This window comes from Pseudomonas sp. Q1-7 (assembly GCF_028010285.1).
GTDB lineage: Bacteria > Pseudomonadota > Gammaproteobacteria > Pseudomonadales > Pseudomonadaceae > Metapseudomonas.
This window is the reverse complement of the sequence record NZ_CP116304.1, coordinates 137,501-151,554: the sequence shown is the minus strand read 5'-3', so window position 1 is coordinate 151,554 and position 14,054 is coordinate 137,501. Positions and strand designations below refer to the sequence as shown.

Below are 14,054 nucleotides of genomic sequence, written 5' to 3'. Positions count from 1 at the left end.
GAGGTCGCCATGAGCGCTGACCAGGGGGCCGCACGCCCCGAACCCACGGTATTGCTGGAGCGCCCGCACGCGGGCGTCGCCCTGCTGCGACTGAATCGCCCTGCGGTACTGAATGCCCTGAACATGGTCCTGCGCGAAGAGCTTGCCGGACACTTCCTGCAGCTGGACCGCTGCCCCCAGACCCGAGTGATCGTCATCAGTGGAAATGCCCGTGCCTTTGCCGCCGGCGCGGACCTGGGCGAGCTGGCGGAGGCCTCGGCACTGGCTATCTACCAGCGTCATGTCGAGCGCCACTGGCAGGCGATTTCCCACTGCACCAAGCCGGTCATCGCCGCCGTCAACGGCCATGCCCTGGGCGGCGGCTGCGAGCTGGCGATGCATTGCGACCTGATCGTCGCCGGCGAGTCCGCGCAGTTCGCCCAACCGGAAATCAGGGTCGGCGTGATGCCCGGCGCCGGCGGTACCCAGCGCCTGCTGCGGGCTGTGGGCAAGTTCCAGGCGATGCGCATGCTGCTCACCGGTTGCCGGGTGAGCGCCCGGGAGGCGCTGGCCATGGGGCTGGTCAGCGAGGTGGTGGCCGATGCCGAGGCGCTGCCACGCGCCATTGCGCTCGCGCGCCAGATAGCGGGCATGCCCCCGCTGGCGGTGACTCAGATCAAGGAGGTGGTCCAGGCCGGCATGGACATGCCGCTTGAGCACGCCCTGTCGCTGGAGCGCAAGGCCTTCCAGTTGCTGTTCGATTCCCGCGACCAGAAGGAAGGCATGCGCGCGTTCCTGGAAAAGCGCACACCGGAGTACCAAGGCATATGAACGGCGAACCTATAACCCGTGTCGGGGTGGTGGGCGCTGGCGCCATGGGGCAAGGCATCGCCCAGCTGGCAGCCCAGGCCGGACTCGGAGTGAAGCTGTTCGACCTGCGCCCAGACGCGGCACGCCAGGCTCTCGATGGCATCGCGAAGCTCCTCGCACGGCAGGTAGAGAAGGACCGCATGAGCCCGGAGGCAGCCAAGCGCACCGAACATAACCTGACCGTAGTGGAGCGCCTCGAGGAATTGCATGACTGCCAGTTGGTGGTGGAGGCCATCGTCGAGCAGCTGGAAGCCAAACAGGCCCTGTTCCGTCAGTTGGAAGCGCTGCTGGACGAGGAGGCCATCCTGGCGAGCAACACCTCGTCGCTGTCGATCACCGCCATCGCCTCGGCCTGCCGCGACCCCGGCCGAGTCGCCGGCCTGCATTTCTTCAATCCGGCGCCGTTGATGCGCCTGGTGGAAGTGATCGAAGGCCTGACCACTCGCCCGCCAGTGGGCGAACGCCTGCATGCGCTGGTCACCGCGCTGGGCCACCAGCCGGTGCGTGCCCGTGATACGCCCGGTTTCATCGTCAACCACGCCGGACGCGCCTTCGGTACCGAGGCGCTGCGCATCCTCGCCGAGGGCGTGGCCGACGCCTCAACGATCGACCGCGTCCTGCGCGAAGGCGCGGGCTTCCGCATGGGGCCGTTCGAGCTGTTCGACCTGATCGGCCTGGACGTCAGCCAGCCGGTGATGGAGTCGGTCTACCAGCAGTGGTACGAGGAGCCTCGTTACAGGCCCCACCCCTTGCTGCGGCAGATGCTCGCGGCGGGCCACCTGGGCCGCAAGAGCGGGCAGGGTTTCTACCGTTACGACAACGGCCAGCCTGTCCTGCGTGGTGCATCGGCGACGCCGGCTTGCCCCGTGCTGCCGCCGATCTGGCTGGGCACCGACGACGCACTGGATCGCGAGCGCCTGCTGCCGCTGCTGCAGCATCTGGGCGCCGATGTGGAACCCACGGCGCGCCCTTCCGGCTCGGCCTTGTGCCTGCTGGCGCCGCTCGGCGACGACGCCAGCCAGGCCGCTCACCGCTTCGCCGTCGATCCGGCGCGCACCGTCGTGATCGATCCACTGACGGATCTGCTGCGGCATCGCTGCCTGATGCTCACCCCGCTCACCCGGAGCGAGGTGCAGCAGGCCGCCCACGCGCTGTTCGCCCGCGATGGCGCCGGTGTCTCGATCATCCGCGACAGCACCGGCTTGATCCTCCAGCGCACCCTGGCCGCCATCGTCAACCTGGCTTGCGACATCGCCCAGCAGGGCATCGCCACGCCGCAGGACATCGACCAGGCGGTCCACCTCGGCCTGGGTTATCCACAGGGCCCGCTGGCCTGGGGCGATCAACTGGGCGCCGGCCGCCTGCTGCGCATCCTCGAGCGCATCCATGCCCTCAGCGGCGATCCGCGCTATCGCCCCAGCCCCTGGCTGCGCCGGCGCGCCAGCCTGGGCCTTTCCCTGCGCCAGCCGGAACCCCCGTTACCGGCCTGACCCCTTCTGCGAGGACTTCCGCATGCTCAATGCCTCTACCTGTTCCGGTCCGCGCGCGCCCTTCGCTCGCTGCGCCCTCCTCGCCGCCAGCTGCACCCCCTTCCTGGCGCTGGCCGATGGCTTTCTAGAGGACGGCAAGGCCACGCTGCTGGTCCGCAACTTTTACATGAACCGCGACTTCCGCGACGGCACTGGCCGCTCGAAGAGCGAGGAATGGGCCCAGGGCTTTCTCCTCGACTATCGCTCGGGCTACACCACCGGCACCGTCGGTGTCGGCCTGGACGCCCTGGGTAAACTCGGCATCAAGCTCGATTCAAGCCCGAATCGCAGCGGCACCGGCCTGCTCCCGGTGCAGCGGGATGGGCGCGCGGAAGACGACTACGCGCGGTTCGACCCGACCGCCAAGCTGCGCGTGTCCGGCACGGAGCTGCGGATCGGTGCGCTGGTCCCCAAGCTCCCAACCGTGCAGCCCAACTTCGGTCGCCTGTTCCCCCAGGTCTTCCAGGGCGGCCTGCTCACGTCCAGCGAAGTCGAGGGCCTGACCCTTAACCTCGGGCGGCTGGACAAAGTGAGTCAGCGCAACGAGGCGGGGAGCAGCGAGCTCGCACTGTTCAACCGCAACAAGCGCTTCGCCGCAGCGGCACAGGCGGATCACTTTTCCCTGGGCGGACTGGATTACCGGCTCGTCCCGGGCTGGACCGGCAGCTACCACTATGGCGAGCTGGAGGATGTCTACGACCAGCACGTCGTCGGCCTGAAAGGCCAGACGCGCATCGGCTCCGACAGCCTGGAAACGGACCTGCGCCTGGCCATCAGCAACGACGCCGGCGCGGGACGTGGCGGCCGGATCGACAACCGCGCCTTCAGCGGCCTGGTGACCTACCGCTTGCACAGCGGCCACGCTTTGGGCCTGGGCTACCAACGCATGAATGGCGGCAGCGCCTACCCCTACCTGGATGGCACCGATCCCTACCTGGTCAACTTCGGCCAGTACAACGACTTCGCCGAAGCCGGGGAGACGTCCTGGCAAGCGCGCTACGACTACGACTTCGCCGCACTCGGCCTGCCCGGTCTGACCCTGATGACCCGCTACTTCCGCGGCCGGGATGCCGAACCCACGGGCGGCGGTAGCGGCCGCGAGTGGGAGCGCGATACCGACATCAAGTACGCATTCCAGGATGGGCCTCTGAAGGGCCTGGGGCTGGTCTGGCGCAACGCGGTCTATCGCTCCGCCTTCAGCCGCGATGTCGACGAGAATCGCCTGTACCTGAGCTATAGCCTGCCGCTGTGACACAGCAGCGCGCCATTGCCATGTCCCTCTCCCCCACCTATAGTCCGGCCCGCCACGGTCAATCCCGTGGCCGACCTTGGCCGGTTGAACAACTCTAGGCGCACAGACGCCCCGCTCACCATCACAGACGCATCATCGTGTCTGCGATGTCGTGTCATGGCAGCTGTGCGCGGGACACCTTCGGGTGTGCCGGGTGCCTAGAGTCCCGGTCGGCCAACCCGCGTACAGTTGCCACCCTACCTCGCTTGGCCGCGACGGGTGGCAGCTCCATCGAACTCTGGGAGCTTCATCATGCATACGGATTTCCTCCACCTCATTCCCCTCACCGCCAACGCCGGCACGACGGCAGTGCTGCTACTCAACGGCAGCCGTTCCTACGCCGAGCTGCAGGACTGCGCCGATATGCGCCTGCATGCCGCCAAAAACCTGCTGCGCAGTCTGTCCTTGCTGGAATCCCAGGAAGCCGACGGCAGGGACCTGATGCACGTCACCCATGCCGCCGCGGTGTTGCTGGAGGATGCCTGCGACCTGCTGGACGCGGCGCGCAAAGCGGCCGGCCGGGAAGTCGGCCGCTGAGGTCAGGCCGGGATCGAGAAAGATAGAAGAGGCACATAGGAGCGGGCCCTGCTCGCGCCTACAGCAAGGGGCTAAAACCACAAGCTTGAGAGGTGATTCCCACTGAGGTGAACGTCCGGAGCTCATTCAGTCGTATCTCACGTAAAGACCTCGGGCTGGACCTGAACAAGCATCACCTGAATAACGAGCGAGTGTCGTCCTGAGGCAGCGTGCCGATACCGGCGAATTGCGCGGCCCTCAGGGCAAACCAGAGCGTCGCCACGTCTTCGGTGCAAGCCAGGGAACGGCCGCTGATCTCTTCGATACGGCGGATGCGGTAGACCAACGTCTGTTTATGGACGTTCAACCGCCGTGCCGCGCCCAGCCAGGAACGGTTCTCCTCAAGGAACACCCATAGGCTAAGGAGCAGGGAGGAGCCCTGCGCCCGGTCGTAGTCCAGCAATCCGCCGAGGATGAGGCGCGCAGAGTACTCAGCCTCGTCCAGGGTCCTGGGCAGCCAGAGGGTATCGCTGCCAAGTTCGGCGTATACGCCCACGGGGCGTTGGGGATGCGCATGGGCGAGGGCCAGGCGCGCCTCGCGCAGGGCATCGGTGCAACGCTCGGGGTGCCCCAGCGGATCGCTCAGGCCCAGCAAGGCACCCAGTTCTGTCTGCAGGGCGCCGGCCAGGTCGAATGGATGCAGCAAGATGAGTTCCTCGCCCTGCATCCGCAGCAGGCTGCGAGCGCCCCAGTGACGCAGTACATCGCCCCGTTCGGCCAGGACGGCCGCTCCGGGGCGGGCCACCGTGAGACAAAGGTCAGTCAAATCCTGCCCGGGCATCAATTCACCCAGGCGCTGCCGGGCAAGAGAAGGAGACAGCCGCGCCTGCAAGAGGTCATCCAGCAATTCAGAGCCCAACCTCAGGCGTCGTTCGCTTTCCACCTGCAGGCGCTCGATCTCGATGCCGAGCACTGCGACCAGGTGATGCAGGAGACCGTAATCCGGCGGCTCACCGCCAAACGCTACCAGAAGACAATTCCGGTGGGTGGGCAGGGCCATGGTCAGGGCTTCGCGCTCACCCAGTGGGAGCCGTTGCACCATGGCTTGAGGCCCAATGCGCTCGCGGCGGCGGCCGGCGATGCCATCGCGCAGGGCCTCGGGCAAGGGCGGCAACCCAGTGATCCAGGGTTGCAGGCGCTCCTCATCCACCAGGCATAACCGCACTTGCACGTCCTTCTCCAAGCGAGCCAGCAGCGCCGGCAGTCCCAAGCCCTGCATGCTCAGGCGCGCGCTCTCGTAGACGCGCGCCAGTGCAGTGCGACGCTCATGCTCTGCCTTACGGTCGGCGTCGACTATGGCGCGGGTGACCGCCGCGAAAGGCACACCGTACTCCGTGAGGATCAGGGGAAAGCCGCGCTGATCGGCAGCCTGGCGCAGGCCTTCCAGATCTGCCGGTGCCTGCATGTTCTCGCCGATCATGATGCCGGCCAGCCCAGCCTCGGCCAGGCGTTCCAGGTAGCGACGCTGTTCACCGGTGGCGACCGGGATGCCGAGCCCGGTGGTCATCAGCAGGTCACCCTCCCCCAACCATTCGGTCGGATCGGGCAGTTCGCAGACGTGGGCCCAGCGCACCCGGCGCTCGACACCCGCCGCGCCGCTCAGCAGGCGCGAGCGGAGCTCCGGGAGGTCGATCAGGTCACGCAGGTTCAGGGACATGTACGAAAGGCTCCAGATTTCAGCCCCCAGTGTAATTGCCTCCCGGCGCGGCGGCGGCCGATCACCAGCTGGCGGGCAGCATGCCCATTGCCGACACGATGGCGTAGACGCCGCTGGCGAGAAAAATCATCACGATGACTGCCTGGATCGCCGGGTGGGCATACCAGCCACAGGTGAATTCGGGCTGACGGTCACCGGAACGACGCGCAGCATTGAGCAGCAGGATCGGGATGATGCCCATCAATACGCCGCCGAAGGTGCCGGCGAAGTAAAGCGCATCGACGAAGCTGCCTACCCCGGAGTAGGCCAGCAGGAAGGGCGGGATGGCGACCACCGCCAGTACCGCCAGGCGCTTGCGGCGATCGCTTTCGCTGCCCAGGCGGAAGTGGTCGAAGATGTTGGTGAACAGGCAGCCGCCCAGTCCCCAGTAGGAGGTGAGCATGGCCAGCAGGGCGAAGGTGTTGGCCACGTAGTAGGCCCAGAGTCCGAGGGACTTGCCCCAGCTGAGGGTGGCCACTTCGCTGAGATTCTCGGTGCCCACCAGGGCAATGACCGAAGCGGGAATCGCCGCCACCAGCACGAAGGTGAGGGCCATGCCAATGACGATCAGCCGAGGCAGGCGCCGTGGCGTGGTGAGGTTGCCTCGTACAAGTTCGGGCACCAGGAACTGGGCGCCAAAGACGAACACCGCCAAGTTGAACACTGGCACCACGTACTGCCACTGGCTCTGCCAGAGGTGGGAGATGCGGGTGTCCTGGTGGGTCAGGGTGGCGGCGATCAGCACGCAGACGATCAGGACCATTCCCGCGCTGATGAGTTTCTCGCCCACCCCGAGCGCCTTGAGACCGAGGTAGAGAACCAGCGCCGAAGGCACAAAAAAGATCAGGCTGCCGAGCTCGCGGGAAAGTCCGTACTCTCCGAAGAAGTCGGTCATGATGTTGCCGCTGCCGGTCATGTAGGCTACCAGCGCGCCGTAACTGTTGGCCGCCACGGCAATGAAGATCAGCCAGCCGCCGAAGGCGCCCAGGTAGCGCCGCGAAAGCCCGCTTAGCTGCTTGTTGCCGCGGGTCCGCAGGCAGGCCTCGGCGACATAGAGCATGGTGATGATGCAGAAGAAGCAGGTGATGGCCAAACACGCCAGAAGCGGCAGGTAACCGACCTTGCGCGCGGCGAAGGCCATGCTCAGGACGCCGGCGCCGATGTTGGTGCCGATGATGATTGCGATGGACTCCAGTGAGCCCAGGGCATGAGTCTTGAGCCCGGATTCCGTTTCGAAGTTCTCTTTGATACCCACTTCTTGTTTCCTCTGTTGTCGGGGTTCGTGAGCGGCCGAAGGGGACTCAGCCGAGGATCAGGTAGGTCTTGCGCACGGGGCTGCGGACCTCCCAGGTGCCCTGGGTGTTGGCCGCGAAATAGAGGGCGTCGCCCTCGCGGAAGTCGATGGGCTCGCCACCGTCCGGGGTGAAGCTGCCCTCGCCGCTAACGATGTAGCTGTATTCAGCCTCGACCACCTGACGGCGGAAGCGGCCGGGAGAGCATTCCCAGAAGCCGGTCACGGCGCGCTGGCCGGGCAGTTCCTGGTGCAGGGCAGTGCGGGTCAGAACCAGTGGCTCGCCGACTGGCGCCCCCACGGGGCTGGCCGGGGTGAATGGGGTGGCGTCGTCGAGGCGGATGCGTAGGGGGGTCATGCAAGGCTCCTTCAGGATTTGTCTTCCAGTCCGGCGGGGGCGAAGCGCGCCAGGAACCGATCCAGAGCTGCGGGCACGGCGCCGGCCAGTTCCGCGCGCTCCTTGCGGATCACCGCATTGCGCACTAGGGAGCCGCCGACAAAGCGCAGCGGCTCTGGGGGGAAGCTGCGGCAGCGGCGCTCCACCAGCGGGCAGCGGCTCCACTGGTCGTCGCGCCCGAGGGCAAGGCTGGCGAGAATACGCCCGCCCAGGCGACTGGGGCCGACGCCATTTCCGCTCCAGCCAATGCCGTAGTGGATGTTGTCCTGGCCGGCCAGGCGACCGAACACGGGGAGGCTGTCGTAGGTGCGGTCGATGGGACCGGACCAGCCATGGCTGATGCCGACGTCGCCGAGCATGGGATAGGAGCGGCGCAGGTCCGCCTCGGTCAACCGCAGGCTGTCCGCATCCTCGCTGAACACAGGGCCAATGCGCGAACCATATGCGATGGCGCCGGTACCCTTGCCGAAGGCGATGCGACCATCGCGGGTAGTGCGGTAGTAGTCCACCATCAGTTGGGAGTCGGTGATGGCCTCGCCGCCACTCCAGCCGATATCCGCCAGCCGCAGGGGAATCGCCTCCGTGACCACGATGGAGCTGTTGACCGGCACGATCAGCTTGGCCAGTTCAGGCAGGGCAGCGGCCCAGGCGTTGGTCGCCAGCACCACTTGGGTGGCCTCTATCTCGGCACCGGCCGTGCGCACCAGCGCGGGGCGTCCGGGCTGGATGTCGCTCACACCGGTACGCTCGTAAATCTCGATACCGCCATCCAGCGCCACTCGGCGCATGCCACGTGCCAACAGGGCCGGCTGCACAGTGGCGTTGCTGCGTTCGAAGACGCCCGCCAGATGTACGGCCGAACCGGTGCGGCGGGCGACTTCGGCAGCGCTGAGGCGCTCGAAGGGCTGCACGCCCAAGCGTTCGCAGGCAGCGAGGGTATCGTTCCAGGTATCGACGTGCAGGGGCGTGGTCGCCGTCCACAGCCAGCCATTCTGCTGGAAGTGAGCATCGATACCGTTCTCCGCGCAGAATTCGCCAAGCTCGCCAATGGCCCGCTCGGCGCTTTCACCGAGGAAGCGCGCCTGGCCCTCGTCGCAGAAGCTTCGCAGGGTGCCGATCTTCGGCCACCAGGACATGACGAATCCGCCATTGCGCCCGGACGCGCCACCGCCGCAGACATCCTGTTCGAGAACCATGACCCGGGCGCCGGGCTCTAGTTGCTTGAGGGTCAAGGCCGTCCAAAGGCCGACGAAACCGCCCCCCACCACCAGCACATCGACCCGCTGGCGCCCGCATAGAGGCGCGGCGTAGATGCCGGAAGGCTCGGCGGCCTCCAGCCAGTGGCTGGGTTTCAGGGGAGGTGTCAGCGCAAGTTTCATGTTGATGGCCCGGTGCAGTCGAAACAGTTGGAACAGTTTCGGGAGCAGGGGCCGGTGCAACAATCGAACGGGGTTAGGAATCGACAGGTCCCGCTCATACGATGGTATGAGCGGGACGGTAGCGGGAATGGGGCCGGCGCCCGGGTGGGCGCCAGCCGAAGGCAGGGATCAGAACAGGTTTCTGAGCGCCAGGAAGGCACCGGCACTGAGCAGTGCGGCAGCGGGAATGGTGATGACCCAGGCGAGCGCGATGGGCTTCATCAGGCCCCAGTTGGTCTGGCGGTTGACCAGGCCGATGCCGAGCACCGCGCCAATCAGGATGTGGGTACTGGAGACCGGCAGCCCCATGACCGAGGCGAGCATCACGACGGCGGCAGCCGCCAGTTCGGCGGAGAAGCCGGACGCCGGATGCAGTTCGGTCAGGTTGTGGCCGACGGTCTGGATCACTTCCTTGCCGATGAACCAGAGGCCGACGATGAGCGCGACGCCAAAAGCGATCATCGCTGGTGTGGGAATGGCCGCCTGGGAACCGGTCGCTCCCGTGCGCAGCACATCAAGGATGGCGGCGAAGGGGCCGATGGCGTTGGCGATGTCGTTGGCGCCGTGACTGAAAGCGAAGCCGCAAGCGGTGAAGACCTGCATCCAGCTGAAGATGATGAACGTGGCGCGGCCCAGGGGCTCGTCCCGCAGGGAACGAGCGAAGACGTAGGTGGACATCCACACGCCGACGCCGATCATGCCCAGCAGCAGGTAACTGTTGAGGGTGGTGAGGCCCAGGTCGAGGTTCTTCAGGCCTTTGAACAGCAGCATGGAACCGACGACCAGAGCGCCGATGGCAGCCACCAGTGGCACCCAGTTTTCCAGGGCGCGGTGAGAGGCGATGTCTTCGCGCTGGCGCTCGAGGTGGTAGAGCCCCTTGTAGTAGTCGGACTCCAGGTCCTGGGGATCGAAATCACGATCACCCATCAGTTGCTGGTCGCGGGCCATGGCCTGGGTGTAGGCGACCTTCTGCAACTCCGAGAGGCGGTCGAAGCCTTCCTGGTGCTGGACCTTGTGGGCGCGTTTCTGCTCTCGCAGCGCTTCCAGGCGGTCTTCGGCACGCTCGTTGTAGCTCAGGATGTGCTTCTTGATCTGTTGGTAAAGCAGATAGGCCACGACGCCGCCGAGCAGGGGCGAGAGCACCCAGGAGATGGCGATTTCGCCAATCTTGCTCCACTGCACCAGTTCGAAGGCTGCATCGCCACCCTGCATCAGGACGCCGAGAGCGATGGAGCTGCCGACGATGGCGCCGATGATGGAGTGGGTGGTGGAGACCGGATAACCGCGCTTGGTGGCGAACAGCAGCCAGAGCGCCGCGGCGATCAGCGCGGACATCATGATGTAGACGAAGTCCATCGGCGCCACGTCCATGGCCCCAAGGTCGACGATGCCACCGCGAATGGTCTGGGTAACATGGCCGCCGGCGATGATGGCGCCTGAAACTTCGAAGACCGCGGCGATGATCAGCGCCTGTTTGATGGTCAGGGTCCCGGCGCCCACCGAGGTGCCGAAGGCGTTGGCAACGTCGTTGCCGCCGATATTGAAGGCCATGAACACGCCGAACAGCGTGGCCAGGACGAACAGCAGCAAGTGATTGCCCTGGACATAGTCAGCGCCCCAGAACAGGAAATAGCCGATGACGGCAATGAACAGGGCGCCGAAGAAGAGACTGATCGGCGAGCTGCCAGGCTTGCCAAGCGGCGTCACACGGCCGGTGGTCGTGGGGTTGGTCATGGATGGCTCCGAAACGGGTTGTCGTCGCGCTGGCCCCGGCGGGTCACTCAACGGCGCGAACGTTCGTGGTTCGTCGCCGCGGCAAATTAAGACAGTTTCATGACCATTTGATGACAGCGCGCTCACCAAGCCAAAGACGCTGCCGCATCCAGCTCCGGTACAGCGCTAGGACGGTAGGCGTTTGCGCGTTCGCCGGCTCAGCCGGCCAGCTCACCACAGAGGTCGAGCGTCAGCCAGTGTTCCACTTCAGCCTGGCCCAGGCCCGTGCCCAGCAGGCTGAACAACTTGCCGAGGGCGGCTTCTCGCGTCATCCCCTTGCAGGAGACCAGGCCCGCGCTGGCCAGCAGGCTGCCGGCGGCATAGATGTCGAACTCCACGGCACCTTGCGGACATTGGCTGATGGCGGCCAGGACGATTCCTCGGCGATGGGCGTCCTTCAGGGCGGCAAGCAGGTCGACGTTGTCCGATGGGCCCGTGCCGCTGCCATAACACTCCAGCAAAAGGCCGTGGATACCGCTGTCCAGCACCGCGCGCAACTGGGCGACGCCGAGACCAGGGAAGAGGGGCTGGACCGCCAGGGCGACAGGCCTACGGGGATTACGGTAGTCGAGGGCTGCCGGGATCTCCTGAGCGCGCGCACCCTGACGTGGGCGGAGGGATTCGGAGAAGGCATCCGGCGCGTCACTCTTCTCCTTGCTTACTCTGCTGCCCGGCAGCAGCCGGCCATTGAAGTAGAGATGGACACCCGGCTCAACACCGGCCTGGAGACACGCCAGGGCGCCGAACAGGTTGGGCCAGGCATCACCATCGGCAACGCCAGCGGGTTGCATGGAGCCGGTCAGCACAACGGGAATGGCAAGACCCAGCAGCAGGAAGGACAGGGCCGCGGCGCTGTAGGCCAAGGTGTCAGTGCCATGCAGGAGCAGAACCGCATCGCAGCCATCCTGCTCCACACCGGCCACGATGGCGTCGCGCATCTGCAACCAGTTGACCGGAGTCATATTCGCGCTGTCCAGGAGCGGGGAAAGCTCGCGGAATATCCAGTCGGGTGCCGGACGTTGCGGGTGTGCGGCCTGCTCGTGGCGCAATCGGGTTTCGAAACCTGAGGCGGGAGCAAGGCCGGTCTCGGTCATCTGCATGCCAATGGTGCCGCCGGTGTAGAGCACCAGCAGCTTGCGGGAGGGGGACATGATTTCTCCGTTATTGTTTTACTGCAGTCCCTGCCATCCTAGTCCCCCCTTCCGTACCGGCCTACCGGTGTCGGGGGCATTTCGCGAACCCGGATTTTCCCGCGCGCAAAGACAAACCCCCGAACCGCAGTCGCGGATCGGGGGTTTGGGATAGGAGCTTGACGATGACCTACTCTCACATGGAGAAGCTCCACACTACCATCGGCGATGCGTCGTTTCACTGCTGAGTTCGGGATGGGATCAGGTGGTTCCAACGCTCTATAGTCGTCAAGCAATTCGGTTGGGGCATCGTCGGTGACGCTACCCCGAATCAGGTATGTGACAGTGGTTGGCTTTGCGGTTCTTGCGAACTTTCGGTCTATATCGACTTCACCAGTCGCACCCACAATCACCAGATTGTTTGGGTGTTATATGGTCAAGCCTCACGGGCAATTAGTATTGGTTAGCTCAACGCCTCACAGCGCTTACACACCCAACCTATCAACGTCGTAGTCTTCGACGGCCCTTTAGGGGATTCAAGATCCCAGTGAGATCTCATCTTGAGGCGAGTTTCCCGCTTAGATGCTTTCAGCGGTTATCTCTTCCGAACATAGCTACCCGGCAGTGCCACTGGCGTGACAACCGGAACACCAGAGGTTCGTCCACTCCGGTCCTCTCGTACTAGGAGCAGCCCCTCTCAAATCTCAAACGTCCACGGCAGATAGGGACCGAACTGTCTCACGACGTTCTAAACCCAGCTCGCGTACCACTTTAAATGGCGAACAGCCATACCCTTGGGACCGGCTTCAGCCCCAGGATGTGATGAGCCGACATCGAGGTGCCAAACACCGCCGTCGATATGAACTCTTGGGCGGTATCAGCCTGTTATCCCCGGAGTACCTTTTATCCGTTGAGCGATGGCCCTTCCATACAGAACCACCGGATCACTAAGACCTACTTTCGTACCTGCTCGACGTGTCTGTCTCGCAGTCAAGCGCGCTTTTGCCTTTATACTCTGCGACCGATTTCCGACCGGTCTGAGCGCACCTTCGTACTCCTCCGTTACTCTTTAGGAGGAGACCGCCCCAGTCAAACTGCCCACCATACACTGTCCTCGATCCGGATGACGGACCAGAGTTAGAACCTCAAGCATGCCAGGGTGGTATTTCAAGGATGGCTCCACGAGAACTGGCGTCCTCGCTTCAAAGCCTCCCACCTATCCTACACAAGCAGGCTCAAAGTCCAGTGCAAAGCTACAGTAAAGGTTCACGGGGTCTTTCCGTCTAGCCGCGGATACACTGCATCTTCACAGCGATTTCAATTTCACTGAGTCTCGGGTGGAGACAGCGCCGCCATCGTTACGCCATTCGTGCAGGTCGGAACTTACCCGACAAGGAATTTCGCTACCTTAGGACCGTTATAGTTACGGCCGCCGTTTACCGGGGCTTCGATCAAGAGCTTCGCTTGCGCTAACCCCATCAATTAACCTTCCGGCACCGGGCAGGCGTCACACCCTATACGTCCACTTTCGTGTTTGCAGAGTGCTGTGTTTTTAATAAACAGTCGCAGCGGCCTGGTATCTTCGACCGGCATGGGCTTACGGAGCAAGTCCTTCACCCTCACCGGCGCACCTTCTCCCGAAGTTACGGTGCCATTTTGCCTAGTTCCTTCACCCGAGTTCTCTCAAGCGCCTTGGTATTCTCTACCCGACCACCTGTGTCGGTTTGGGGTACGGTTCCTAGTTACCTGAAGCTTAGAAGCTTTTCCTGGAAGCATGGCATCAACCACTTCGTGTTCTAAAAGAACACTCGTCATCAGTTCTCGGCCTTGAACACCCGGATTTGCCTAAGTGTTCGGCCTACCACCTTAAACTTGGACAACCAACGCCAAGCTGGCCTAGCCTTCTCCGTCCCTCCATCGCAGTAACTAGAAGTACGGGAATATTAACCCGTTTCCCATCGACTACGCATTTCTGCCTCGCCTTAGGGGCCGACTCACCCTGCGTCGATTAACGTTGCGCAGGAACCCTTGGTCTTTCGGCGTGGGTGTTTTTCACACCCATTGTCGTTACTCATGTCAGCATTCGCACTTCTGATACCTCCAG

The 14,054-nt window shown here is 64.3% G+C and carries 10 protein-coding genes and 2 rRNA genes (1 of these 12 cut by a window edge); 4 read left to right on the top strand and 8 right to left on the bottom strand.

Features of this window, described 5'->3' with window-relative positions; genetic code table 11:
* Positions 1–9: 9 nt before the first annotated feature.
* The 4 genes from PJW05_RS00690 (at position 10) to PJW05_RS00675 (ending at position 4,206) form a co-directional block, all read left to right on the top strand.
* Complete coding sequence (locus PJW05_RS00690; RefSeq protein ID WP_271410030.1) at positions 10–810, top strand: enoyl-CoA hydratase; 801 nt, start codon at positions 10–12, stop codon at positions 808–810.
* Positions 807–2,339: a 3-hydroxyacyl-CoA dehydrogenase gene (locus PJW05_RS00685; RefSeq protein WP_271410029.1), complete on the top strand. Its 1,533-nt coding sequence runs from the start codon at positions 807–809 to the stop codon at positions 2,337–2,339. Before PJW05_RS00690 ends, PJW05_RS00685 begins: the two co-directional genes overlap by 4 nt.
* Before the next feature lie 22 nt (positions 2,340–2,361).
* Positions 2,362–3,630 (top strand): OprD family porin, encoded by a 1,269-nt coding sequence (locus tag PJW05_RS00680; RefSeq protein ID WP_271410028.1) that lies wholly within the window; start codon positions 2,362–2,364, stop codon positions 3,628–3,630.
* 291 nt (positions 3,631–3,921) lie between these two features.
* Entirely contained in the window at positions 3,922–4,206 is a 285-nt protein-coding gene (locus PJW05_RS00675; RefSeq protein WP_271410027.1) for a hypothetical protein, read from the top strand.
* Positions 4,207–4,378: 172 nt separating this feature from the next.
* On the opposite strand, the gene PJW05_RS00670 is transcribed toward PJW05_RS00675, so the two are convergent.
* The 8 genes from PJW05_RS00670 to PJW05_RS00635 form a co-directional block, all read right to left on the bottom strand.
* Positions 4,379–5,902, bottom strand: a complete 1,524-nt coding sequence (locus PJW05_RS00670; protein WP_271410026.1) for a PucR family transcriptional regulator — start codon at positions 5,900–5,902, stop codon at positions 4,379–4,381.
* A gap of 61 nt (positions 5,903–5,963) precedes the next feature.
* Positions 5,964–7,196, bottom strand: coding sequence for an aromatic amino acid transport family protein (locus tag PJW05_RS00665; RefSeq protein WP_271410025.1), 1,233 nt, complete (start codon positions 7,194–7,196; stop codon positions 5,964–5,966).
* A 46-nt stretch (positions 7,197–7,242) separates the two neighbouring features.
* On the bottom strand, positions 7,243–7,590 hold the full coding sequence (locus PJW05_RS00660; RefSeq protein ID WP_271410024.1) for a cupin domain-containing protein: 348 nt from the start codon (positions 7,588–7,590) through the stop codon (positions 7,243–7,245).
* An 11-nt stretch (positions 7,591–7,601) separates the two neighbouring features.
* The gene (locus tag PJW05_RS00655) at positions 7,602–9,008 is read right to left on the bottom strand and encodes an NAD(P)/FAD-dependent oxidoreductase (RefSeq protein ID WP_271410023.1); all 1,407 of its coding nucleotides are present in this window, start codon (positions 9,006–9,008) and stop codon (positions 7,602–7,604) included.
* A gap of 168 nt (positions 9,009–9,176) precedes the next feature.
* Positions 9,177–10,781 (bottom strand): inorganic phosphate transporter, encoded by a 1,605-nt coding sequence (locus PJW05_RS00650; RefSeq protein ID WP_271410022.1) that lies wholly within the window; start codon positions 10,779–10,781, stop codon positions 9,177–9,179.
* A 197-nt stretch (positions 10,782–10,978) separates the two neighbouring features.
* Positions 10,979–11,971 (bottom strand): asparaginase, encoded by a 993-nt coding sequence (locus PJW05_RS00645; protein ID WP_271410021.1) that lies wholly within the window; start codon positions 11,969–11,971, stop codon positions 10,979–10,981.
* A gap of 156 nt (positions 11,972–12,127) precedes the next feature.
* Positions 12,128–12,243 (bottom strand): 5S ribosomal RNA (gene rrf, locus PJW05_RS00640).
* A gap of 139 nt (positions 12,244–12,382) precedes the next feature.
* A 23S ribosomal RNA gene (locus tag PJW05_RS00635) occupies positions 12,383–14,054 on the bottom strand (it continues 1,219 nt past the right edge of the window).

What these genes read in the sequence shown, in the direction of transcription:
- PJW05_RS00690 (WP_271410030.1), top strand. Translation starts at nt 10, where the DNA reads ATGAGCGCTGACCAGGGGGCCGCACGCCCCGAACCCACGGTATTGCTG.
- PJW05_RS00685 (WP_271410029.1), top strand. Translation starts at nt 807, where the DNA reads ATGAACGGCGAACCTATAACCCGTGTCGGGGTGGTGGGCGCTGGCGCC.
- PJW05_RS00680 (WP_271410028.1), top strand. Translation starts at nt 2,362, where the DNA reads ATGCTCAATGCCTCTACCTGTTCCGGTCCGCGCGCGCCCTTCGCTCGC.
- PJW05_RS00675 (WP_271410027.1), top strand. Translation starts at nt 3,922, where the DNA reads ATGCATACGGATTTCCTCCACCTCATTCCCCTCACCGCCAACGCCGGC.
- PJW05_RS00670 (WP_271410026.1), bottom strand. Translation starts at nt 5,902, where the DNA reads ATGTCCCTGAACCTGCGTGACCTGATCGACCTCCCGGAGCTCCGCTCG.
- PJW05_RS00660 (WP_271410024.1), bottom strand. Translation starts at nt 7,590, where the DNA reads ATGACCCCCCTACGCATCCGCCTCGACGACGCCACCCCATTCACCCCG.
- PJW05_RS00655 (WP_271410023.1), bottom strand. Translation starts at nt 9,008, where the DNA reads ATGAAACTTGCGCTGACACCTCCCCTGAAACCCAGCCACTGGCTGGAG.
- PJW05_RS00650 (WP_271410022.1), bottom strand. Translation starts at nt 10,781, where the DNA reads ATGACCAACCCCACGACCACCGGCCGTGTGACGCCGCTTGGCAAGCCT.
- PJW05_RS00645 (WP_271410021.1), bottom strand. Translation starts at nt 11,971, where the DNA reads ATGTCCCCCTCCCGCAAGCTGCTGGTGCTCTACACCGGCGGCACCATT.